Source organism: Streptomyces sp. HUAS TT7, from assembly GCF_051550175.1.
Lineage (GTDB): Bacteria > Actinomycetota > Actinomycetes > Streptomycetales > Streptomycetaceae > Streptomyces.
The window spans coordinates 283,574-306,434 of sequence record NZ_CP196176.1 but is presented as its reverse complement, the minus strand read 5'-3'; the positions used below and the strand labels follow the sequence as shown (position 1 = coordinate 306,434).

Below are 22,861 nucleotides of genomic sequence, written 5' to 3'. Positions count from 1 at the left end.
GACCTTGTCGGCCCTCCACTTGTCCATTTTGTTTGCATCTGAACACATGTCACATTTAGGGTCAAGATGCGAACTTTATGAGGCTCGGCTATGGACGGCCACGGCCGTGTCGGGCCCAATCCCCCAACCGATCGGTGGACGAGATGGCCTTTGACGCCCTTTTGCAGGTCGAGAAATCCAGCCGGGTCAGAAACGCATCGAGAACCGTCTCCAGCGGGCGGTCGAACGTCCGCGGGACCGGAGGTTCCACTTCGGCTTTCACCAGGTCACCGAGCTTCGCGAACAGCGCCTATCTGCGCGCCGGCCTGGGACTGGGTGCCGCTGCCCCCGCGAGCGTCGGAACCCTCGCCCCGCCCGTGGCACAGCCCACCCCGTATCTGGATGCGGTCGAGGCCGAACTGCGGAAGGTGTCGCCGGGCCTTGAGCACCAGACGTGGGAGCGCACCGACGGCAACCTCCTCGAAGGCGCGGCCGAGGACTGGCTGTTGCAGGTGCCCAACTCCTGGGGCGACTCGGAGGGCGTCAGCAAGCCCGGCATCGACCGCCTGCTGGCCAAGATCGAGCAGGACATCTCCAGGGCCGAGCACAGCGTCGACATCTCCACCCTGCTGGGCGACCCGTTCATGATCGGGGTGTGGCCGGGCGGCAGGTTCAAGACCGCGGTGCTGAATGGGCTCAAGAAGGCGGTCGCCGCACGTCCGGCGGATGGCCCGCGCCTCAAGGTGAGGTTCCTCGGCGGCACGCTCCCGCTGCTGGGCAACTTCGCCACGCCCAAGACCTTCCTCGCGAAGCTCCAGGACGGTCTGGGCAAGAAGACGTTCCAACAGCTCGATGTCAATGTCGCCACGATGCTGTCGAGCCGGCTCCCCGGCGAGCAGTCCTGGACGCACGCGGGCGTCGCGTGGAACCACTCCAAACTCATCGTCGTGGACGGCCGGACGGCCATCACCGGCGGCATCAACAACTACAAGACCAACTACATCGACACCACGCACCCCGTGCAGGACGTCGACCTCGCGCTCACCGGACCGGCCGCGCTCTCCGCCAGCAAATACCTGGACACCCTGTGGGAGTGGGCCCACCGCAAGAAGGGCGACGGCCCGACAGCCAAGGCCTGGCTCGCGAAGTCCGGCAAGGCGGACTACATGATGTCCCTGCCCAAGGCGGAGGCCGCGCCAGTGCGGGGTGGCGGCGTACCCGTGCTGTCCGTCGGCGGTCTCGGGCTCGGAATTCTCGCGAAGGACCCGGAATCGCGCTACGAGCTGCCACCGTGTACGAAGCCGGAGGCCGCCCAGGGCTCGTGGCAGGACCACACCAGCCGCGACCGCGACTACGCCACGGTCAACCCCGACCAGACGGCACTGCGCACACTCATCGCCGCCGCGCGGACGAACATCGTCCTGTCTCAGCAGGACCTGAACGGCATGCGCTCCCCCATCGGCGACATGCCCGCCTATGACGTGCGGCTCTTCGACATTCTGGCCGCCAAGCTGAACGAGGGGGTGAAGGTCCGCATCGTCATCAGCACGCCGGGCAACGAGTACAACTACTCCAACATCACCTCGTTCGAGGAGATCCGCCGGCCCTTGCGGGAGCGCCTCGCCCTCCACCTCGGCGGGGACGGCCCCGCGCACCAGGAGCTGGCGGAGGCGAAGCTGCGGGCCCACCTCCAGCTGGCTTCCGTGGCCAACGCAGTGCCGACCGCGGACCGGGACGGCAAGGGCCGGAAAGGCCGGTGGGCCGACGGCAAGACCTGCGCGAACCACGCCAAGCTCGTCGCCGTCGACGACGCCGCCTTCTACATCGGATCCAAGAACCTCTATCCCGCGTGGCTCCAGGACCACGGTTACATCGTGGAGGACGCGGCCGCGGCCCGGCAGCTCAAGGAGAATCTCCTCGATCCCCAGTGGAAGTACTCCAAGGCCACGGCCTATTACGACTGGGAGACCGGCACCCACCCCGCCGACGGAGTCTGAGCGGGCCCGGTGCGGTGGCCAACTGCTGTGGGCCCCGGGACATCCCGGGGCCCACAGCACAAGTCGCGCCGGACGGGTACGGCCCCCGACCGGCGGACCGGGCCCTACTTGCCCTGGTACTGGGCGAAGGCCTTCGAGAACTCGCCCTGCTGCTGGTCGAGCAGGCCGGAGTGGTTGTACAGCTCGTTCTTGCTGCCCGGCTGGTCGCGGTTGGCGGACCACATCGAGAGCATGCCCACGCCCTTGCTCCTGGCCCAGTCGCGCAGCTTGGGGGCGTCGCTGGTCTTGAAGGTCTCGTTCGGGACGTCGTTCACACCGATCATCGGCGTCACGCCGATCATCTTGTACATGTCCGAGGCCGGCTTGCCGTAGACCTTGGCCAGCTGGGCGGCGGTCTTGTCCGTCGCGTCCTCGGCGGCCTTGGCCATGTCGGAGCGGTCGCCGCCGTAGTCCATGGTCATGATGTTGACCTGGTCCACGTTGACCCCGGCCTTCTTGGCCTGGTCGACGACGGCCACGCCGCTGTCGTTCAGACCGTGGCTGTCCAGGACCGCGAGAGTGTAGGAGATGTGCAGCCGGCGGCCCTGCTGCTCGGCCCACGCCTGGACCTTGGCCAGCGCCTTGGCGCGCACCTCGTTGACCTGGGTCTGCTGCTCGTGGGCGCCCTCGACGTCGAAGTCGAGCTTGGTGAGGTCGTAGTCCGTGACGATCTTCTTGTACGTCTCGGCGAGCTTGTCCGGGTCGGACTGCTTCTCGTCGATCATCGTGCCGTTGGCGCCACCGAAGGAGAAGGTGACGTCACCGCCCTGCTCACGGATGGTGTTGACCACGTCGATGTAGGTCTTCTTGTCCGTCGACAGCGTGGGCTGGCCGGCCCAGGCCGGCTTGCCGGCCGTGTCCGCGGTGATGAAGGCCAGGGTCACATTCTTCGTCCCCGGGGCCTTCTTCGTCATGTAGTCGGCGACGGAAAAGGTGTCCTTGTCCCACGTGATGGTCCCGTTGGACTGGCCCATCGTCGGGTCGATGTACGGCGACCAGGACTGCATGCCCTGCACCGCCTTGTCGGCCTTGACCGCCGGAATGGTGCTGGTGTCGAACTTGTACGAGAAGCCGAGCGTCAGCTTCTTCTTTCCGCCCTTGGCGATGGTCTCGTTCTCGGCCTTGCCCGTGGCGTCCTTGGGGCTGATCTTTATCTGGTCGCCGTGGCCGGAATTCTTGGGCGCCTTGACGACCTCCGCCTTCAGGTTCCAGAAGTCCCCCCAGATCTGGGGGCTTTCGACGGAGACGGCCGTGGGGAAGTTGAGCGTGGCGGTCCAGCCCGTCGCGACGTCACCGGTGCCCTGGTTCTCCAGGTTCAGCTCCAGCTGACCGGAGGTCTGCCAGTCCTGGATGGTGCCGATGGTGGCCTTGAGACCCTTGTCGGCCTCCGCCTTGACGCCGGTCATGCCGTACGCCGTGACCTTGCCGGGGTGGGACGCGGCCTTGCTGGTCGCGGTGGCGGCGCGGGGGTGGCGCCGGCGGTCGCTGCGATGGCCGAGCCGCCGATCGCGGCGACGATCGCAGTGCACGCGACAATCTTGGACTTGGGGCTCTTGGGGAGGCTGAAACGCCGTCGATTCACCGGGGGATTCCATTCATTGACGGACTCATGAGGAGTGGGTGTGGCTGCGCGCTGTCGCAGAGGGAGTCAGCGGAAGCGGCTCGTCAATGACGTTATCGGTCAAGGGAGTTGTACCCCCCGGGAGAAGGTTGACCGCCTGTCTTCGAACCGGGACGGTTTCCTTGTCAGCGGGGGAGTCCTGGGCCTCATCCCGCTCACCGGCCAGGCCCTGCCGTTCCTCGCCAAGGGCGGCTCCTCCAGGGTGGCCAACTGGCTCATGGTGGCCTTGCTCATCCGCATCAGTGACAACGCCCAGCGTCGTCGCGAGCCCGCCGCGTCCGCCCGGTCGGCGTGAGACGCCGACTGGTCCGGCGGCAGCCGCCGGACCAGCGCACACGGTCTCCTCGATCAGAGGGTGACGTCCATGACCGCGTAGAAGGACTCGTCACTGTTGTTGGACCCGAAGATCTGCTCCTCCAGGGCGTGGTTCGGCGACGCGTCGTGGCCGGGCGGGAGCTGGCGCTGCCAGATGGCGTAGATGGTGTGCTTGCCGTGCTTGCTCTCGGGCAGCCGGGCCGTGTGCCGGTAGGTGGCGACCATGCCGTTGGGGCCGTGGGTGCGGCCCGCGTGCGTATAGGCCACCAGGAACGGCGTCTGCTCCAGGTCGGACCACTTGAGCGGCTGCGACGTGTCCACGCCGTCCTTGGTGATGTAGTACGAGATGTGGCCGGTGTGGGACGCCGTCGCCTGCCACACGAACTCGTAGTCGCCACCCTGCTTGCGGGCGGCGGACAGGTCGGTGCGGTGCCAGTCGCTGCGCGGCAGGTCCATGCCCTCGAAGCCGGGCACGTTGGCGCTCGCCAGCTTCCCGTCGGGAATCATGTTGCGGTGCTTGCCCGCGACGTTCCCATGGGCCATCTGCTGCCAGGTGCCGTAGGCGCCCAGGTTCTTGCTCGCCTTCGCGGCGGCCTTGCAGGCCGGGTCCTTCATGGCGTCCGGGCTCCAGATGCTGCCCAACTCGGGCTTGACGCAGTACCAGTTGCGCGCGATGGGGCCGTCATTGGAGCCGTGCGCGGACGCGCCGAGACTCATGGGGCCGAGCAGGAAGAGCGGTGCGGTGCACAGGGCCGCGGCCACCCTGAAAGTGCGGCGGAAATTCCGGACCTTCATATTCATCTTCACCTTCACGCTAATTCTTCCCTCTCCGGAAACAACCTGATGCGGCGGTCCGGGAAGCGGTGGGTCAGGACGGGGTGCTACTTCGTGGAGACGGTCTTCTCCTCGGAGAATTCACCGGGGCTGCCGTTTTCGAGCACCGCGCGCACCTTCACCTTGTACGTCTTCTCCGGACGGTCGCCCAGCGTGATCTCTGCCATGGCCTTGCCGCCCTTGGCGGGTCCGGGCTTCACGTTGGTGGCCGTGTCCGGGTCGTAGTAGCTCACCGTGGTGCTGAACTTGCCGTTCAGATACACCTCGTAGCGCAGAATCTTCTTCTGGCCCTTGGGGACGTCCCACGTCAGGCCGAGATAGTGGACTCCCGGCCCGTCCTTGACGATCCACGACTTCGCGTCCAGGTCCGTCGGAGCGGTGCCGTCGACCGGCTTGTCCCCGGCGGAGGTGGTAGCGGAGGCCGTGCCGGAGGACGACTCGTTCCCGGCCGCGTCCACAGCCTTGACCTCGAAGGTGTACCTCGTCGAGGCCTTCAGGCCCGACACCACGGCGGCCAGCTCGTCGGGACCGGTGGTCTGGAGCGGCTCCTTGGTTCCCTGAAGGTAGACGCGATAGCCCGTGACGCCCACGTTGTCCGTGGACTTGTCCCAGGTCAGGCGGATCGCCTGCGCCCCGCTTGCGGCGGCCTTCACGTTCTTCGGAGCAGTCGGCGCCTGGTCGTCCGGCGCGGGACCTGCCCCCGTCGTCACCTTCACGGCGTTGCTGGCCGGAGAGACATTGCCGGCACCGTCCACGGCCTTGACCGTCAACTCGTAGGCCGTGTTGGGCTTGATGCCGGCGTTCTCCTTCGTCAGCACCGCGTCCGTCCGGTCGGCGGCGGTGGCGAAGATCTTCTTGCCCTTGTCGAAGACTTCGTAGTTGACGACGCCCTTGTTGTCGTGGGAAGCACCCCAACCGAGCTTGACCGTCCCGTCCTTCTGGGCCTGACCGGTCAGCTTCGTGGGAGCGGTGGGGGGCTCGCGGTCGGTCTCGTCGTCGCCCTTGCAGGGGAAGGACTCCCCGTTGAGCTTGCAGCCGCTGATCTCGGGAACTTTCTTGCCGTCACCCTGGATGCCGAACTCGATGCGCTGCTTGCCGCCGGCGGGCACGGTGCCGTGCGCGGTCGACTTGATGGTGACGTGGCGCCCCTCCTGCGCACCGGACGCCGTCCAGGTGGAATTCACCTGGGCCTTGCCCGCGGAGGTGTCGAATTCGAGCGTCCAGTCCGCCGCCGGGGACGAGGTCCGGTTCGCGAGGTTGAACGAACCACTCGACCACCACGTGGTCGAACCGCCCATCTCCATCTTGGCCGTCAGCCCTTCCTGACCGGCGACCGCGTACGAGGCCAGCGGCACCAATGCCCCTGCTGCGGCAATTCCGGCCAGCCAGACGAAGACCTTCTTCTTGCTCCCGCGCTTGCGGCTCATTCCATCCTCTTCATGGACGTGGACGACTTCCAGTAAAGCCCGTGCAAAATCCTTTGGTTGTGAGGAAGGTAGCAGCGGGATTCGGCAGGGTGGTCCGGCAAAAGTTGGCCGCCGGTCGACATTGGAAGACAGATGCCGGTACCTATCAACGGACCCCGCAGGAAGGGACAAAAGACTGGCGTCGCCCCGTACGTGTCGTGGGTAGAGTGCCCATGCGTTCTGCGAATACGCCGCCGAAATTGTCCGGCCCGCCTTCTGGCGCCCCGGGTTCGGCCCAGATCCCTGATTCATTTGAACCACCAGAGGACACAGTGAAGCTTCTGCCCGAGGACCAGTGGGTGACGGTTGGGCTGTACGCCCTGGAATTCGGTGCGTTCACCGGGCTCTGCGGTGTACTCGTGGCCTGCTTCCGGGACCTCCTCGCGTCGCGCCACTCGTGGGTGCGCAGGTCCGCGTTCGGCCTGTGGGGAGTGCTGCTCGCCGCCTCCGCGGCCGGCCTGCTCGTGCCGTCCGGGCCGAGTCCCCATGCCGGGCGCCTCGGCCGGCTCGTTCTGCTGCTGCTCGTCGGAGTGCTGCTCCCGCAGGTGTTGGGCCGGGCAGGCGCTGCGGCCCGGGCCCGCCGCACGGCACTCGTCCTGGCGGCTCTGCTCCTGTTCCTGTGGGGGGCTGCCGGGACGCTTGAGGTCCATGGGCACGACGGCACGTCCCACCCCGTGTTGCTCATCGCGTCGACGCTCCAGGCACTGGCGACCGCGGCGAGCCTCGGCACATCGGCGGTGTGTTGCCTGTCGCGCCGCTGGCCGGCCATCACGGTCAGGCTGATCGCCGGTACGACCGCGTTGTCCGTCATCAGCGGTGCGTACCTGGCGGTGGTCGAATCGTCTTCTCTCTGGGGCCTGTTCCACACCGACTTCGGCACCGCGGCTCTCGTACAACTCGGTGCGCTGCTGATGGCCGGCGCCCTCGTCGCCGTGACCCACGCCAGGGCTTTCACGCGCGGGCGCGGACTCGGGAAGTCGGCCGCCGCCGGGCTGCTGCTCGCCCTGACGGTCTTCGCGGCGACGGGCTACCGCGCGGCCGTTCCCCACACCCCGGCGGAGATCAGCGCCGCCCCCGTCGCCCGCACCCTCACCTACGACCCGCGCGCGGGACACCTCTGCGGCCTGCACGGCAAGGGGCAGCTGGCCCTCGTGGTGGAACGCGCAAGCGCCACGGGAACGGCCGTGACGGTGAACGCCACCGACCACAACGGGCCCGTCGGTGACCTGGAAGGCATGTGGCTGACCTTCACGCACCTGGAAAGCGGCAGAACCGTCCGAGCGGAACTCACCCGCCGGGACGGCGGCACATGGACGCACGACCGCGTCTCTCTGGGCCTGCCCGGGGCGTGGCAGGTGACCGCCGGTGTCGGCATGTCGGCCGTGAAGGTCCCGGCCGACTCCGCACTCCTCAACGTCCTTTGACCGAGCGTCTGTCGGTCATTCTGCGTGCGGGGATGGCGGCAGGCGGGGCAGATTGCTGTCCACCGTGGCCATACAGTGTCAACGTCTGACGGCGGTGTGGCGTATGCCTGCTCTTCAAGATGGCATCGAGATTCTCCCTTCGGGGTTCTCGTGATGTGGATTCAACCCCCAAGGACATCTTTTCGTGGCAGCTCAAATCGCACTTTCTGCTCCATCCCTTTGCCCTGCCGGGTGGAGTGACGACCTTGACGCTGTGTCTTTTCCACGGGGCGGTGTTCCTCGCCCTGCGCACGGAAGGGAGCGTACGCAGGCGCTCCCGACGGGCAGCCTCCGCACTTGGCGTGATGGCCCTCACCTCACCGTCCTCGTTGCCTTCCTGGCATGGCTGGTCGGGCAGAACATCAAGGTGAGCGTCGTCCTCGCGGCCCTCCTCGCCGTAGTGAACCTGGGTACTGCCTATGTAATGGCCCACAAGGGACGGCGCAACGGCTGGGCGTTCGGATTCTCCAGCGCCGCAGTTGCCTCGGTGGTGGGGGCGATGTTCCTGGCGCTGTACCCCCATGTGCTTCCCTCGCCTCTGCCCCCGCAGTGGAGTCTGACGGTCCATAACGCCTCGGCATCGCCGTACACGCTCCGGTTCATGACGTGGGTGGCGGTCGTCGTGCTGCCGTTTGTCCTGCTGTACCAGATCTGGACGTACTGGGTGTTCCGGCACCGTCTCGGGATACGTCACCTGCCAGTCACCTTGCAGCAGCAGAAACAGGCATCGGCGGATGTCGGCCCAAGCCGCGGCCTGTGAGAAGGCTTACTGCTTCGTTCGATGATCTGCCCGTGGCTCCGTCCGAGCCGCTTCGCCGCCGCGTCGTCCCGGCGGGTAGATCGGCTCAGGCGACCGGGGCATCGTGACCGATCGCCGTCGGGCGATGCTCCCGGCAGCACACTTATGTCCCTTTTGATGGAACCAACCGGTCATCCCTACATATCCCTGTATCTAGGCAAAATAACCCGTAAGGGCAGGACGAAGGAGATCGCGGTGGTGGGGAAGTCTCCCAAGGAGCGGGCGGCGCAACTGGGACCCGGGGCCCTGCCCGGTCGCGAGTCGGACGTGGTGTGGGACTCGCAGCGCGCCGGTGAGTTCATGACGGGCCGGCTGTCGGACCCGGCCGTCGGCCGGCCACCTCATCCCGTGATGCCCCGCGCCCAGGGCACCGCGCCGCCCGCCCGGCGAGGGGGCGGGGCGCCCCGGGACAGGAAATCGGCCGCGCACCGCGTCAGGATCTGGCTGCCGCTGTCCCTGGTGCTCCTCCTCGCCCTCGCCGGGGTGCAGATGGTGCGAGCCGTTCCGGACCCGGTCCTGCGGACCGGCGCCGACGCGTCTTCGTACACCTTCGACGGACGCTTCGACATACCGTGGCCCGCCAAGGGGCAGGGCGCGGTCCAGGTGCAGGGGGTGGGCGGCATAGGCACCTTCGGGGACCCCAGGCCCGTGCCGACGGCCAGTGTCGCCAAGGTCATGACGGCGTACGTGATTCTCCAGAACCACCCGTTGAAGAAGGACGAGGCCGGGCCCGAGATCGAGGTGGACGCGAAGGCCGTGGCGGACGGCACGGCCGAGGACGAGTCCCGCATCGAAGGGCTGTCGGCGGGCGCCAAGTTCAGCCAGCTCGACATGCTGAAGATGCTCATGATCCCCTCGGGCAACAACATCGCCCGGCTGCTGGCCCGTTGGGACGGCGGGAGCGACTCCGAGGCCGCTTTCGTGCAGAAGATGAACGAGGCCGCCCAGCGCCTCGGCATGAAGGACACCGTCTACACCGACCCCAGCGGTCTCGACGCCAAGACCGTGAGCACCGCCGTCGACCAGCTGAAACTCGCCGAGGCGGTGATGAAGTCCGACGCGTTCCGGCCGATCGTCACGCTGCCGAACGCCACCCTCAAGGGCCTCTCCGCGCCGCTGAACAACAACAACGACGACCTGCTCCTGTCCGGTCTGAGCATCAAGGGCATCAAGACCGGCTCCAGCTCGGCGGCGGGCGGCGCGCTGATGTGGGCGGCCTACAAGTCGGTCGGCGACAAGACCCCGCTGATCCTCGGCACGATGATGGACCAGCACGCGGACGGCCCTGATCACAATGCGCTCAACTCCCTTGCCCTGGTCAAGGCGAACAGCAAAAAGGTCATCGAGGCCGTACGCAGCGCCCTCACCTCGGTGGTCGCGGTCCGCAAGGGTCAGACCGTCGGGTACGTGGACGACGGGCTCGGCGGACGGACCCCGCTCGTCGCCACCGAGGACCTGCGCCTCATCGGCGTAGCGGGCCACAAGGCCACCCTCGCGCTCGACGACGGGGGCAAGGCGCTGCCCCGCTCGGCGAAGTCCGGGACGAAGGTCGGCCGGCTGAGGCTGGCCGGTGTCGCCGACGCGCCGAGCGTTCCCGTCGCCCTGGAGCGCGACTTGGCACCCCCGTCCCTCGGCTCGCGCCTGATCCGCCTGGGGTGAGCTGACGGCCCGGGCTGTTCGGCCGGTGGTCAACTCCCTTGCGGGAGAGCCCTCATGACGGCTCCGGGTTCCTCGCGTCGGTGTGCGCCGGGCTCTTGGCGACCCGGTTCGCCCGCCTTTGCCTCAGAGGCATGAAAAATTCTTACATTTGCGCAAATAAGCAACGGAAAAGTACGTTCGGTTGTCGTCCATGAAGAAGTGCCACAGCGTCGCGAGCGGAGGGCGGGCACGGTGGCCGGACAAGAGGTGTGAGGGATGACTGACGTATGGGGCCAGCCGGGCGAGTCCGGCCGCGCCCGCCAGGTGAACCTGCATGCGGAGCACGCGAGGCCGCACCAGCTCCGGCTGCCCCAGCAGCGTCAGAGCACCCGGGAGCCCGGACGCCCGCCGTCGGGCGCACCGGCTTCCCCGCCCGGCCGGACCCGGGGCCGTCCGGGTGTGGCCGGCCTGCTGCTGGTCGGAGGCGCGCTGCTCGGCGCGTTGGTGTCCGACGGGCAGGGGCCGCTCTTCGCAGTGTGCGCCGCCGCCGGCGCGGCCGGGGCGACGTGGGTCAGCAATCGGTCCGGTGCCTGGTGGACGGTGACGGCGGCGCCGGTGGTGGTCCTGCTGGTCGCCGTCGGCGTACGGATCGCCCTCGGCTCGGACACCTCGACCGGCGCGGCTCTCGCCACGGGCCTGCTCAAGTGGTCCGCGCACGCCTTCGTCGCGATGCTGTCCGCCTTCGCAGGGGCCCTCGCCGTGCCCTTTGTCCGGCGGACGCGGGGGAAGGGTAAGCGCCGTGGGTGAGCGCGGAGCAGGCAGGAGCCGGGCCGAGCAGCGCCGGGGTGCCGGGCCGTCGCGCCTCACTGTCGTGGGGCGTACGGCGGCGACCGGGGTGTGCTGCCTGTCGCTGGTCGGTGGCGCGACGTCCTGGTACACCTACCAGTCGCTGGCGAACGGCACGTCCACCTCGGACGCGCTGTCGCGTACACAGAAGAACGCCCCGCCCAAGCTGGACAACTCCGTCAACCTGCTGCTGATAGGGCTCGACAGCCGCAAGGACATGGACGGCAACGACCTGCCGCCCGAGGTCGTCAGCCAGGAGCTGCACGCGGGTGCGTCCAGCGAGGTCGGCGGCTACAACACCAACAGCCTCATCCTCATGCACATCCCGCCCGGCGGAAAGGCCAAGGCGCAGGCCGTCTCCATCCCCCGCGACAACTACGTGATGACGTACAACGGGGACGGCTCCCAGCAGGGCATGCACAAGATCAAGGAGGCGTACGGGATCGCCAAGAGCGCCGCCGAACCGGGGCTCAAGGCGAAGGGGCTCAAGGGGGCCGCCCTGGAGCGGCAGAGCCGGGAGGCGGGCCGCGAAGCCACCCTCGCCACCGTGCAGAAGTTCCTGGACGTGCACATCGACCACTTCGCCGAGGTCAACCTGATCGGCTTCTACGACGTCGCGAAGGCGATCGGCCCGATCGACGTGTGCCTCAAGAACGCCACCAAGGACCCCGCCATGAAGGGGCAGGGATCGGGCGCCGACTTCCACAAGGGCATCAACACCCTTGCCACCCCGGCCCAGGCACTCGCCTTCGTGCGCCAGCGGCACAACCTGCAGAACGGCGACTTCGATCGCACCCACCGCCAGCAGGCGTTCATCACCTCCGCCATGATCGCTCTGAAGAAGAAGGGCATCATCAGCGATCTCGGCAAGGTGCACGGGCTGCTGGAGGTGGTGAAGAAGGACATCGTCATCGACGACCAGTGGAACCTGCTCGACTTCGCTCAGCAGGCGCCCAACCTCACCGGTGGCAACGTCGTCTACAACACCCTGCCGGTCAAGGCCCTGACCGACGTCAATGTCCCCGGCGAAGGAAAGCAGTCCGTCAACGAGGTCGACGTCGAACAGGTCCGCAAGACCGTACGCACCCTGTTCACCCAGGACGCCGGCTCCTCCCCGAAGCCCTCGGCCACTCCGGAGAAGGCGGCCCCCGCGACGGTCGACGTCTACAACGCCTCCGGCGTGACCGGCGGCGCGGAGGCCACCTCCAAGTCGCTGGTGGCCGCCGGCTACACCAAGGGCGCCGTCGGCACCCGCGCCAAGGGCGGCAAGACCCAGGTCCTCTACGGCGCCGGCGCCGACAAGGCGGGAACACAGATCGCCACCAAGCTCAACGCCGGTACAGCGACGGCCAGTTCGGCGGTTCCGGCCGGGCACGTGCAGGTGATCCTCGGTACCGGCTTCACCCCGCCCGCCACCGGCCCCACGCCGTCGCCCTCGTCCAGTCCGCGTCTGGTCTTCCAGGGCCCGGAGGTCGACGGAGGCGGCATTCCCTGCGTCGACTGAGCACAGGGGGGCGCGGCGTGACCGGCCGTCGCCGATCTGGAAAGCGAGGCAGACCTCGGGTCCGCCGTTCTGGATGAGCTTCGGGGCGAGGACCCGGGGGTTGTTCGCCGCCTTCTCCCTTTCGTGGCCCTGCCACAGGAGCGAGTCCGGGACCATGCCGGGGCCGTTGGCCATCACCGCCTGAACTTGTCCGGCTTCTGGAGCACGGACTTGAGCCCCGCGAAGCCGCCGGTGGAGGTGCCCATGGAGCCTCACCCGTCACGGGCCTTGATCGTGCGGAAGTTGGCTCTGATCAGATAGGGCACGTCTTCGGTCAGCCGGGTCCCCCTCTTGTGCTGACCGGGAACGTCACTCACGGGGACCGAGAACAAGTCAAAGAGATTCTTGATGATTCGGTAACAGGCGCATCCGCTCGGGTTCACTTCGTATCTGTCCTGGTGAAGTCAGCGAGTGCACAACACGTGATCGGCAGTACTCGCACCGCGGAAGGACGGAATGGGCGATGACAAAGCTGGGACAGCGCGGCGGCATTGAAGGAAGGATCGTAGGCATAGCCGCGACAGCCGTGGCTCTGCTGGGCGTTGCGGGGGTGTTCGCGTTTGCCGAGGGAAACGGATCCGGCGCGGATGCCAAGCCCTCCAAGCCGGCCACGTCGCAGAACTCGGCACCGTCCAAGGTGGATCCGAGCATCGTGCACGCCTCCGACCGGCCGGGAAAGAGCCTGAACATCACCATTGACGACGGCCCGGACCCGGTGTGGACCCCCAAGGTGCTGGAGGTGCTCAAGAACAACGATGTCAAGGCGGTCTTCTGCATGATCGGCCCGCAGGCCAAGGCACACCCCGACCTGGTCAAGAAGGTCGTCGCGGCCGGCCACAAGCTGTGCGATCACACCATCAGCCACAACATCGGCATGGGCAAGAAGCCCGACAGCTATCAGTCCGAGCAGATACTCGACGCCCAGAAGATGATCGAGGACGCCGCGGGCGGCGCGAAGGTCGAGTACTACCGTGCACCGGGTGGCGCCTTCACTCCCTACAGCCGCCAGCTCGCCGCAGACCACGGCATGCGACCGCTGGGCTGGAACGTCGACAGCAAGGACTTCGAGCGCAAGGGCACCGAATCGATAGTGAACACGGTGAAGAGCGAGATGAGCAACGGGCCGACCGTTCTTTTCCACGACGGCGGCGGAAATCGCGGCGAAACGGTGGACGCACTGGAGCAGTTGCTGCCGTGGATGAAGCAGCAGGGTTACGGGTTCGGTTTTCCGCAGCGCTGAGCGCCAAGTCCTGACCTCCGTGGCTTTGGTAAGGCCGACCGGACGGCGGGCAAGGAGAGATGTGATCACGGGTGGGTCATGTTCATCCTCCCGTGAGGTGATTTCTTGAAGAAGGTAGCACTGCGTCCTCACGCATTGTTGCCTCGGCAGTACGACGGCCAGAAGGTCCTGGCGACCACCGTGGACGCCTGGGACCGAGCCCTCTGGTTGATCTGCCCCGATGCGGAACTCGAACCAAGCCCGAACGGAAGGCCCTTCCCCCGGCCGGCGGGTGAAGCGTGCTTCGCCCTCGAAGCAGACACATCTCACGCACCACGCAGTGCAGCCACCGTCCCGGCTCCATCAGGAACTTCAGGGGGAAGCGCCTGGAGGACCAAAGGCCGTAGCCGCCGGTTTCGTGAAGGTCAGTTGTCGCTCACGGTGAGGCCGATGTGCTGGGCCAGAAGGGGAGCCAGGTCGAACAGCTGGGGCGTGCTGATCGTGGCGCCGTTCAGGGCGTCGATCCCGGAGGCAATGCCCAGGCTGCTGGCCTCGCGCAGATCGACCCTGGTCAGGGTGGCCCGGTCGAGCCGTGCCCGGTCCAGGGTCGAGCCGGGGAAGCGGACGTCCGCCAGTTGCGCCCCGGCGAAATCCACATCCCGCAGCAGGCAGTCGGCGAAGACGACGTCCTTCAGTGAGGTGGCACGCAAGTTGACCGAGTCGAACTTGCACTGGTGGAAGACGACGCGGCGCATCTCGCTGCCGTGGATTTCCGTGCCGGCGAAGATGCCGGCTGTGCACTCGCTGTCCAGCCAGGTGGTCTCCGCGAGGTTGGTGCCGACCATACGGACGGTGTGCAGCCACACCTCGTAGTGTGCGTGGGGGGGGGGAGCGCCGCGTACGGGTCTGACTCGCCGGGTGGCCTACTGGCCGGACACCGGCTCGGCGGCCTGCGTCGCCACCAGGTCCTCCGGATCACCGCCGTGCGGCAGCACCAGCGTGGCCACCGCCCCGCCGTCGGCGGCGTTGGCGAACGTGAGCTGTGCGCCCAGGACTTGGGCCTGTCCGAGCGCGATCGTCAGGCCCAGGCCGTGGCCCATGTTGGTGCCCTCGGTGCGGAACCGGCGGGGACCGTGCTCGATCAGGTAGTCGGGGTACCCGGAGCCGTGGTCGCGTACGGTGATCACCGGGCCGTCCACGGTCAGGACGACCGGTGCGAGCCCGTGCTTGTGGGCGTTCGCGGTGAGGTTGCCGAGCACGCGCTCCAGGCGCCGCCGGTCGGTCTCCGCCGTGATGTCGTGTACGACATCCACATGGGTCTCCAGGCCGGAGCCTCGCACCATGCGATCCAGCAGCGGCCCGAGTTGGTGGGACGCCAGGTCCAGGGTTTCCGTGCGCGCGTCGAGCCGGGAGATCTCCAGGAGGTCCTCGGTGAGCGTGCGCAGGTCCGACACCCGGTTGCGGACGAGCTCGGTCGGGCGGCCCGGCGGGAGCAGCTCGGCCGCCGTGTGCAGACCGGTCAGCGGGGTGCGCAGCTCGTGCGCCACGTCCGCGGTGAACCGCTGCTCGCTCAACAGCCGCCCCTGCAACGACGACGCCATGGTGTCGAGCGCCCCGGCGACCGACGCCACCTCGTCCTGATGACGGCCGGTACCCCGCACCCGTGGATCGTCGACGCGTGCGTCGAGATCACCCGCGCTGATCCTGCGGGCCACCGTCGCGGTCGTGTGCAGCCGCCGCGTCACGCGCGTCACGGCGAACGCGCCGGCCAGGAGGGTGGCCCCGATGGCCAGCACGGACGAGCAGAGGATCGCCCGGTCGAAGCCCTCGATCGTGCGCACACTGGAGGAGTAGTCCATCCGCACGGCCAGCGCGCGCCCGCCGTCCACCGGCCCCGCTGCCCACATGACCGGCCGTTCGCCGACGGTGCTCACCATCGTGCCGCGCCTGCCGTCCGCCGCGAGGGTTCTGAGCGGCCCGGGCAGACCGTCGGGATCCACGCCCGTGTCAGGGCCGGGCCGGTTTCCCGCCTGGTACGCCTTCGTGGCGACGGCCAGCCGCGACAGTGCGCGCTGCTCCGCCTGGCCCACGACCTGCTTGGTCACCGAGATGTGCACGAGGGTGCCGAGCAGGGCGGTGAGCCCGCAGCACATCACGGTGATGAAGACCGCGGCCTTCCAGGTGAGCGTGGCCGTCCACGAGGGCAACCGCAGAAGCAGAGCGTGCGCGCCGCGACGGAGGCGGTTGAGAGGACGGCTCACGGTGTGTCCTGCGGGCAGGAGTCGAACGGATCGCAGACACCGCCGGAGAACGGAGCCGCGGCAGGGGTAAGCGAACGTGTGGGGGCGTCGAGGTGAGGCGTGGGGCGGGCGGTGCGGACGGAGTCGTCGCGCGTGATCAGCATCGCCCGGCGCTGTGCGTCCCATGACCAGACCGTGTGTTGCTCGAACCCCGGGAGGCCGTCCCTGGAGTGGATCGCGACATCGCGTCCGGCCAGTTGGACACTGACGATGATGCCGAACTGGTGCATGATCATCTCCAGCTTGCCGTGCTGCAACGCGTAGACGCGGACGGCAAGTTGATGCTCGGGCATGCCGATGCCGACGACCAGGTCGTCCCCTCCGTCGCCGGTGAGATCGCGGTAGTAGGCCTTGCGGACCGGGCACGCGCCGACACCCGCGCCCGTGCACGCGTCGATTGCTCGGGCCGTCGCGTCGTACATGGCCAGCGGATCGTCGAAGGTGTCCGAGTGGTGCGCCAGCTGGGCCTTGACGATGTCGACCGGGTTTACCGCGTGCAGGTTCCCGCCCGGCACCGCCACGCCCTCGACCGCCTCGGGCCGAATACCGTTGTAGTCCGGCGCCGGCGCCGGGGCGGACGGCGCGTCCGGCCAGAGCTGTGCGGGCGCGATCGCGGTCGGGGTGGCGCCCGCGCTGTGCAGGCTGCCCGGGTGGCCGCAGCCGGTCAGGAGCAGGCCGACCGTGGACAGGACGACGAGCGCTCTCAGTACGGGATGGCCGGCCCTGCCGCGCCTCGGGTGCCCGACGGAGCGCACCGCGTGCGCGATCCGCCTGCTGCCTGCTCTCTCGGCCGTCCGGTGCACGCCTGCGGGGTCCGTTACTTGACGAGGTCGGCGTACAGAACGATGTTGTCCGTGCGATGGCCGTCCTTGATGGGGCCGCCGCAGGTCAGCAGGCGCAGCTCAGGACGGTCGGTCTTGCCGTACACCTTGTCCGTGGGGAAGTTCTTCTTGTTCACCTGCTGGATCTCGCGCACCTTGAACGTCGCCGTGCTGCCGTCCGCGCGCGGCACCTCGATGCTGTCGCCCACCTTGACCTTGGCAACGTCCTTCATCAGCGCCGGGCCCTTGGCGGTGTCGTAGTGCGCGACGATGACGGACACGCCCTTCTCGCCGGGCGTCACGCCGCCCGTCCACCAGCCCGGCTCGTTCGCCTTGTCCACCGGCGGCACCTGCAACTCCTGGTCGCCGTCGACGCCCAGGTCCAGCATCGACTTCGCGTCGACGCCCGCCGACGGGATGCGCAGCCCCGTCGGCTTGGACTCCTTCATCGGGGCGGCGGCGCTGCTTGCGACGGCGGACGCGGTGTTCTTCACGTTCACGTCGGGGGCGTTGCCTCCCGAGCCGCAGGCGATGAGGCCGATGCCGAGCGCCCCGGTGAGGAGGGCGGCCGCCGCGAAATGCCGGGTGCGCCGGGCCGGGCGCGGTGCCCGTGTCGCGGCGGTGTCCGGTCGCCCGTCGACGCCGGGGTGGGAGATGCCGCGTTCGGCGGACGCTTCGGGGGTGCTGGGCACGAGAACTCCTGCAGAGGGCGGCCGCCGGACGGATCGGCTCCGTTCGGCGGCCCGGGGTGCGGTGAGGGGAAGAGGTGGCCGTACGGCCCGGGGTCAGGCCTTGACGCGACCGCGGCGCAGCATCGCGTAGCCGAGACCGGCGGCGCCGGCCGCCGCCATGCCGCCGCCGGCGACGAGGAATGCCGGGTTCTGCTCCTGGACGCCCTCGGCGCCGGCCTTGACGCCGCCCTTCGGCGTCACGGTCTTGCCGTCACGCTGCCGGACGTCGTCCTTCTTCTTGTCGCCCGAGTTCGGCTTCGGCTTGTCCTGCTCGCTGTGCCAGCCGTCGGGGTGCACGACGCCCACGAAACCGTTGGCCTGGTTGAGCTCGTACTTGTAGCCCTTGACCGTGGCGGTCGGGTTCTCGGCGCTGAGGTTCGCTATGCGCTGGCCGTTCATCGTGATCCACGCCATGTAGCCGCCCTTGGGCAGCTTGTAGACGTGCGCGACCGCGTTGTTGCTGAGCTTGAACTCCTGGGCGTCCTGCTCCTTGTCGTCCTTCTTCTTCTCGTCCTTCTTGCTGTCGGACTTGCTGTCGGGGGAGGGGGTCGATGAAGCGGACTGCGACGGCGCGGGAGCGGGGCTGTCGGCGAAGGCCACAGCGGCTGGAGCGAGCAGCGCACCGCTCACGGCAGCGGAGACAGCGACGGCGCGGACGAGGGCACGGCGATTGCTGGTCAAGAGCTCTTCCTTCTCACTACACACAACGAAACCCCGGCCTGTGCCCGTTGGGCTGCCCGGCTGGTCACTGCGAGGACTTCATCTGACTCCGACAACGTAAATGTCGCATATTGCGAAGATTGCCCAGTGATGTAACGGTGTGCCATAGGGCTCGTAACAAACCGATGGGTATGGCCGAGCCTCGAAAGTGCCGTACGAGGAATCCGGTGGTGCGATCCGCTCAACGTGCTGATTGCGTAAGGGAGTTGACCGGGCGGCCCTACTTGCCGGTCCGGTCGGAGGCGATCCAGTCGGCCTTGGCGTCGGTGGCCGTCTGGCAGGAGGACCCACGTGGGGCTTCTCGTGGTGGGGGGCGACCGCGCGAAGTGGGTGCAATCGCCCCTTGGGGCTCCTGGTGGTTGCGGCCGCAATTCCGGCGGCCCTCACCATCGGAGCGCGCACGGCGCGTACGGCGTGGGTCACTTGGGAACCGCGGGGTTCGTATCAGTTCCCCGCGGGGCCGGGGGGGGGGGCGGCTTGCCCCAGCGCTGTGGGGGCCTGGAGCAGAGGGTGCGATGGCACGCTGCTTCTCCTGCCACGGCACCTCCGTACTGAGCGTCACCCGTCACCGCATCTGCCTCGGCCGGCAGCCGGGGCCGGGCGGTGTGCGCGCCCTCGCCGAGGTCGTCGTCATGCCCCGCGAGGCCCTGGCCACGGTCATGCCGGCCCTCGCGAGGCTGAAGGTCACGGCCGTGGCCGTCGAGGGGTGCAGGCGGCCTGGCGGCAGCGCCGGAGGAAGCTCTTCGTCCCGCCGCAGCGCCCTCTCGCGCAAGGCGTTCCCACCCGGCTCACACCGGGCGCCTTGCCGGAGAGGCCTGGGCGGTCCCCGGCGCCTCTCTGCCTTTCGACCGATCCGTCGTAGTCCCTTGGGACTACCGGCGCGCTTTCGGTCCGACGTAGGGCTGACCGCGTATTCACGCCCTCAGGGCTACGGATCGAGGGGCACCCGGCACGGAGCATGGAGAGGAGTTGGCCGTCCCCCTTTCAGCAAGCCCCGGAGCCTTCATGCCGCAGGCCGCGCCCGCCCCACTGCACACCCCCACCCCCACCTCCACCGGCGCCGCCGCTCGCGCCGTCGGCCTGAGCAAGGTCTACGGCCAGGGCGAGACCCGCGTGGTCGCCCTGGACTCGGTCTCGGTCGACTTCGCGCGAGGCAGCTTCACCGCGATCATGGGGCCCTCGGGTTCGGGCAAGTCGACGCTGATGCACTGCATGGCGGGCCTCGACTCCGTCTCGTCGGGCTCAACGCGGATCGGCGACACCGAGCTGACCGGCCTGAATGACCGTCAGATGACCCGGCTTCGGCGCGACAAGGTCGGCTTCGTCTTCCAAGCCTTCAACCTGCTGCCCACCCTCACTGCGTACGAGAACATCACTCTCCCGATGGCGATCGCGGGCCGCGTGCCCGACCGGCAGTGGCTCGACACGGTCGTGAACACGGTCGGCCTCTCCGGCCGCCTCGCCCACCGCCCCAGCCAGCTCTCCGGCGGCCAGCAGCAGCGCGTCGCCGTGGCCCGCGCCCTCGCGTCCCGCCCCGAGATCATCTTCGCGGACGAGCCCACCGGCAACCTCGACTCCCGCTCCGGCGCCGAAATCCTGGGCTTCCTGCGCGGCTCCGTACGGGAGTTGGGCCAGACCGTCGTCATGGTCACGCACGATCCGGTGGCCGCCGCCCACGCGGACCGCGTGGTGTTCCTCGCCGACGGCCGCCTCACCGACGAACTGACCGAGCCGACCGCCGAGGGCGTCCTGGACCGGATGCGGCTCTTCGAGGCCAAGGGGCGTACGAGCTGACGTAGCGCAGAGCCGCCCGCCGTCCCCCTCCCGCACCTCAGGACCGAGACACACACCATGCTGCGTACAGCCCTGCGCAATCTCCTTGCGCACAAAGCCCGATTGATCATGACGGCTCTTGCCGTCATGCTCGGCGTCGCCTTCGTCGCCGGAACCCTGGTCTTCGGCGACACCACCACGGCCGCCTTCCGGGGCGCCTCCGCCAAGAGCCTCGACGGCGTCGCGGTCTCCGTACAGGCTCATGACGCCTCGACCGGCCGGGCCCCGAAACAGCACGACGACGCGAAGCGGTCCACCGCTCTCGACGACCAACTCGCCTGGAAAATAGGCAAGTTGGCCGGTGTCGAATCCGTACGCCCCACCGTCAACGGCCGTGCGACCCTGGCCGGCAAGGACGGCCGGCCCGTCAACGCGGACAACAGCTGGCAGAACCTGGCGGCGAACTACGTCCCCGGCCAGGACGGCAAGGACGCCCGGTACCCCCTGAAGGCCGGCCGTGGCCCGGCCTTGGCCGACGAGATCGTGCTCGACGCCAAGACCGCCGAGAAGGCCGGGTACGCCATCGGCGACACCGTACGGTTCGCCATCGACGGCCCCGCGTTCACCAAGAAGCTGGTCGGCACCGTCTCCACCGACGACCCGCGCGTGACGGCGGGCGGCAGCCTCGCCCTCTTCGACACCAAGACGGCCCAGAACCTGTATCTGCGGCCCGGCCAGTACGACGAGCTCGTGGTCCGCGCCAAGCCCGGCACCAACGACCAGGCCCTGACCAACGAGGTGCAGGCGCTGCTCCCCAAGGACAGGGCGACGGCCACCAGCGGCGCCCAGCTCGCCGCCGAGCAGTCGCGGAGGATTGCCGAGAACACCAAGTCACTGACCAAGATGCTTCTGGTGTTCGCCGGCATCACCCTGTTCGTGGGCGTGTTCATCATCGCCAACACCTTCACCATGCTGATCGTCCAGCGCACTCGGGAGATCGCCCTGCTGCGCGCGGTCGGTGCCTCCCGCCGTCAGGTCGTGCGCTCGGTCCTCATCGAGGCGGCGCTGCTCGGGCTCGGCGCTTCGGTCGTCGGTTTCGCGCTCGGCCTCGGCATCGCCTCGGTCATGCGGCCGCTGCTCAACGCGGGCGGCGCGGGCCTGCCCGACGGGCCGCTGGTGATCGGCCCGGGCGCGGTGATCTCGGCGCTCGCGGTCGGCGTCGGTGTGACCGTCCTGTCGGCGTGGCTGCCGTCCCGCAAAGCCGCGAAGGTCGCACCGGTCGAGGCGATGAGCACCGCCGAGCTGCCCCCGGCGCCGCGCGGCCTGCTGATCCGCAACGTCATCGGCCTGCTGATCGGCGGCCTCGGCGTCGTGACCATGCTGTACGTCTCCACGCTCAAGGACGCCGCCGACAACAACCTCCAGATCGCCATGCTCGGTTCCACGCTCACCCTGATCGGCGTGATCGTCCTGGCCCCGCTGCTCTCCCGGCCCCTGGTCTCGCTGGCGGGCAGGGTCACGCTCCGGCTGTTCGGGGTGAGCGGCAAGCTCGCCAAGGAGAACGCGCTGCGCAACCCGCGGCGCACCGCCGCCACCGCCTCGGCCCTGATGATCGGCCTCACCCTCATCACCGGCATTACCGTGGCCGGAGTCTCCACCCAGGAGGCCTCCGCCAAGATGACCACCCAGGGCATGGCCGCCGACTACCGCGTCGACAACACCAGTTACAACGGCCTCGACACGGACGCCGCCCAGAAGCTGGCCAAGCTCCCCGGCGTCGCCGCCGCGACCCCGATGACCTCGGCCCCGGTCGACCTGAACGGCACGTACGCCACCATCACCGGCTCCGACCCGGCGCAACTCGGCAAGGTCACTGACCTCCGCCTCACCGGCGGCTCACTCGGCGACCTCGGCCCGGGCCGGGTCGCCGTCGCGGACGACTTCGCGGCCAAGCACGGCATCCGCGTCGGCGACACCGTGGACGCCAAGTACACCTTCGGCGGCGGAGACGCCGGGGGCCCCGCGCGCAAGCTGCGCGTCGCCGGCATCTACGAGGCCAACCCGACCGTCAGCGACGTACTCGGCACGACGGGCGACGTCCAGCCCTACTCGTACACCCCGAAGAAGGTCGACAGCATCCTGGTCAAGGCCGAGCCCGGCAAGGCGGACGGCCTGGAGAAGAGCCTGCGGGACGCGCTCGGCAACAGCCCGCTGCTCAAGGTGCAGAGCCAGGATCAGCTGACCAAGGCCGGGGCCGGCACCATCGACCTCATGCTGAACATGATCTACGGACTGCTCGCCATGGCCGTCGTGATCGCGGTGCTCGGCGTCATCAACACCCTCGCGATGTCGGTCTTCGAGCGGGCCCGAGAGATCGGCATGCTGCGCGCGATCGGCCTCGACCGGGCCGGCGTCAAGCAGATGGTCCGCCTCGAATCCGTCGTCATCTCGCTCTTCGGTGCGCTCCTCGGCATCGGCACGGGCATCTTCCTGGCCTGGGCGGGCGGCAGCCTCACCGGCGGTGCGATGAAGACGTACGAGATGGTCCTGCCGTGGGGCAGGCTCGGGCTGTTCCTGCTGCTCGCCCTGGTGATCGGCGTACTGGCGGCGATCTGGCCGGCCCGGCGGGCCGCCCGCCTGAACGTGCTGGAGTCGATCCAGGCGGCGTGAGTGATCCTCGAACGGGGGAGGCGGCTCGACCGTTGCCCGGAGAGGACCCGGACATCGGCCCCCACCGAGGGACCTTCCAGCAGTAGC

18 protein-coding genes and 1 pseudogene are annotated in these 22,861 nt (G+C 68.6%); 11 read left to right on the top strand and 8 right to left on the bottom strand.

Annotated features, from left to right (window positions below; all coding sequences use genetic code 11):
- The first annotated feature begins 356 nt into the window (after positions 1-356).
- Positions 357-1,976, top strand: a complete 1,620-nt coding sequence (locus ACSHXC_RS41765; RefSeq protein ID WP_438297457.1) for a phospholipase D-like domain-containing protein — start codon at positions 357-359, stop codon at positions 1,974-1,976.
- A 104-nt stretch (positions 1,977-2,080) separates the two neighbouring features.
- Here the strand turns inward: ACSHXC_RS41765 and ACSHXC_RS41760 are convergent, their stop codons facing one another.
- Positions 2,081-3,544: a chitinase gene (locus tag ACSHXC_RS41760; protein ID WP_438297455.1), complete on the bottom strand. Its 1,464-nt coding sequence runs from the start codon at positions 3,542-3,544 to the stop codon at positions 2,081-2,083.
- 210 nt (positions 3,545-3,754) lie between these two features.
- Between ACSHXC_RS41760 and ACSHXC_RS41755 the strand changes: the two are divergent.
- Positions 3,755-3,931, top strand: a pseudogene (locus ACSHXC_RS41755) (FtsW/RodA/SpoVE family cell cycle protein); the annotation flags it as partial.
- Between the two features lie 53 nt (positions 3,932-3,984).
- On the opposite strand, the gene ACSHXC_RS41750 reads toward ACSHXC_RS41755, so the two are convergent.
- Both ACSHXC_RS41750 and ACSHXC_RS41745 read right to left on the bottom strand, forming a co-directional pair.
- Positions 3,985-4,746, bottom strand: a complete 762-nt coding sequence (locus ACSHXC_RS41750) for a lytic polysaccharide monooxygenase (protein ID WP_438297453.1) — start codon at positions 4,744-4,746, stop codon at positions 3,985-3,987.
- A gap of 86 nt (positions 4,747-4,832) precedes the next feature.
- Entirely contained in the window at positions 4,833-6,212 is a 1,380-nt protein-coding gene (locus ACSHXC_RS41745) for a fibronectin type III domain-containing protein (protein ID WP_438297451.1), read from the bottom strand.
- 338 nt (positions 6,213-6,550) lie between these two features.
- Here ACSHXC_RS41745 and ACSHXC_RS41740 point away from each other — a divergent pair, with 338 nt between their 5' ends.
- The 7 genes from ACSHXC_RS41740 (at position 6,551) to ACSHXC_RS41710 (ending at position 13,780) form a co-directional block, all read left to right on the top strand.
- Positions 6,551-7,675: a hypothetical protein gene (locus ACSHXC_RS41740; RefSeq protein WP_438297449.1), complete on the top strand. Its 1,125-nt coding sequence runs from the start codon at positions 6,551-6,553 to the stop codon at positions 7,673-7,675.
- 119 nt (positions 7,676-7,794) lie between these two features.
- Positions 7,795-8,085, top strand: a complete 291-nt coding sequence (locus ACSHXC_RS41735) for a cytochrome d ubiquinol oxidase subunit II (RefSeq protein ID WP_438297447.1) — start codon at positions 7,795-7,797, stop codon at positions 8,083-8,085.
- Complete coding sequence (locus ACSHXC_RS41730) at positions 8,052-8,474, top strand: cytochrome d ubiquinol oxidase subunit II (protein ID WP_438297652.1); 423 nt, start codon at positions 8,052-8,054, stop codon at positions 8,472-8,474. The genes ACSHXC_RS41735 and ACSHXC_RS41730 overlap by 34 nt, the downstream gene beginning before the upstream one ends.
- A gap of 237 nt (positions 8,475-8,711) precedes the next feature.
- Positions 8,712-10,172 (top strand): D-alanyl-D-alanine carboxypeptidase family protein, encoded by a 1,461-nt coding sequence (locus tag ACSHXC_RS41725; RefSeq protein WP_438297445.1) that lies wholly within the window; start codon positions 8,712-8,714, stop codon positions 10,170-10,172.
- Between the two features lie 255 nt (positions 10,173-10,427).
- Positions 10,428-10,958 carry a DUF6542 domain-containing protein gene (locus tag ACSHXC_RS41720; protein WP_438297443.1) on the top strand — a complete coding sequence of 177 codons (531 nt, stop codon included), beginning with the start codon at positions 10,428-10,430 and terminating at the stop codon, positions 10,956-10,958.
- Positions 10,951-12,501, top strand: coding sequence for an LCP family protein (locus tag ACSHXC_RS41715; protein WP_438297441.1), 1,551 nt, complete (start codon positions 10,951-10,953; stop codon positions 12,499-12,501). Before ACSHXC_RS41720 ends, ACSHXC_RS41715 begins: the two co-directional genes overlap by 8 nt.
- Positions 12,502-13,003: 502 nt before the next feature.
- A complete protein-coding gene (locus ACSHXC_RS41710; RefSeq protein WP_438297439.1) occupies positions 13,004-13,780 on the top strand; it encodes a polysaccharide deacetylase family protein in 777 nt (258 codons plus the stop codon).
- A 404-nt stretch (positions 13,781-14,184) separates the two neighbouring features.
- Here ACSHXC_RS41710 and ACSHXC_RS41705 read toward each other — a convergent pair whose 3' ends face one another.
- The 5 genes from ACSHXC_RS41705 to ACSHXC_RS41685 all read right to left on the bottom strand — a co-directional run bounded on the left by ACSHXC_RS41705 (position 14,185) and on the right by ACSHXC_RS41685 (position 18,292).
- Positions 14,185-14,604: a pentapeptide repeat-containing protein gene (locus tag ACSHXC_RS41705; RefSeq protein WP_438297437.1), complete on the bottom strand. Its 420-nt coding sequence runs from the start codon at positions 14,602-14,604 to the stop codon at positions 14,185-14,187.
- 78 nt (positions 14,605-14,682) lie between these two features.
- A complete protein-coding gene (locus ACSHXC_RS41700; RefSeq protein ID WP_438297650.1) occupies positions 14,683-15,978 on the bottom strand; it encodes a histidine kinase dimerization/phospho-acceptor domain-containing protein in 1,296 nt (431 codons plus the stop codon).
- Positions 15,979-16,016: 38 nt separating this feature from the next.
- A complete protein-coding gene (locus ACSHXC_RS41695) occupies positions 16,017-16,862 on the bottom strand; it encodes a hypothetical protein (RefSeq protein WP_438297436.1) in 846 nt (281 codons plus the stop codon).
- A 14-nt stretch (positions 16,863-16,876) separates the two neighbouring features.
- Complete coding sequence (locus ACSHXC_RS41690) at positions 16,877-17,572, bottom strand: class F sortase (RefSeq protein ID WP_438297434.1); 696 nt, start codon at positions 17,570-17,572, stop codon at positions 16,877-16,879.
- Positions 17,573-17,665: 93 nt separating this feature from the next.
- A complete protein-coding gene (locus ACSHXC_RS41685; RefSeq protein ID WP_438297432.1) occupies positions 17,666-18,292 on the bottom strand; it encodes a hypothetical protein in 627 nt (208 codons plus the stop codon).
- Positions 18,293-19,336: 1,044 nt separating this feature from the next.
- Between ACSHXC_RS41685 and ACSHXC_RS41680 the strand changes: the two genes are divergently transcribed.
- Entirely contained in the window at positions 19,337-20,125 is a 789-nt protein-coding gene (locus ACSHXC_RS41680) for an ABC transporter ATP-binding protein (protein WP_438297430.1), read from the top strand.
- 57 nt (positions 20,126-20,182) lie between these two features.
- Complete coding sequence (locus ACSHXC_RS41675; protein WP_438297428.1) at positions 20,183-22,774, top strand: ABC transporter permease; 2,592 nt, start codon at positions 20,183-20,185, stop codon at positions 22,772-22,774.
- The last annotated feature ends 87 nt before the right edge of the window (positions 22,775-22,861 follow it).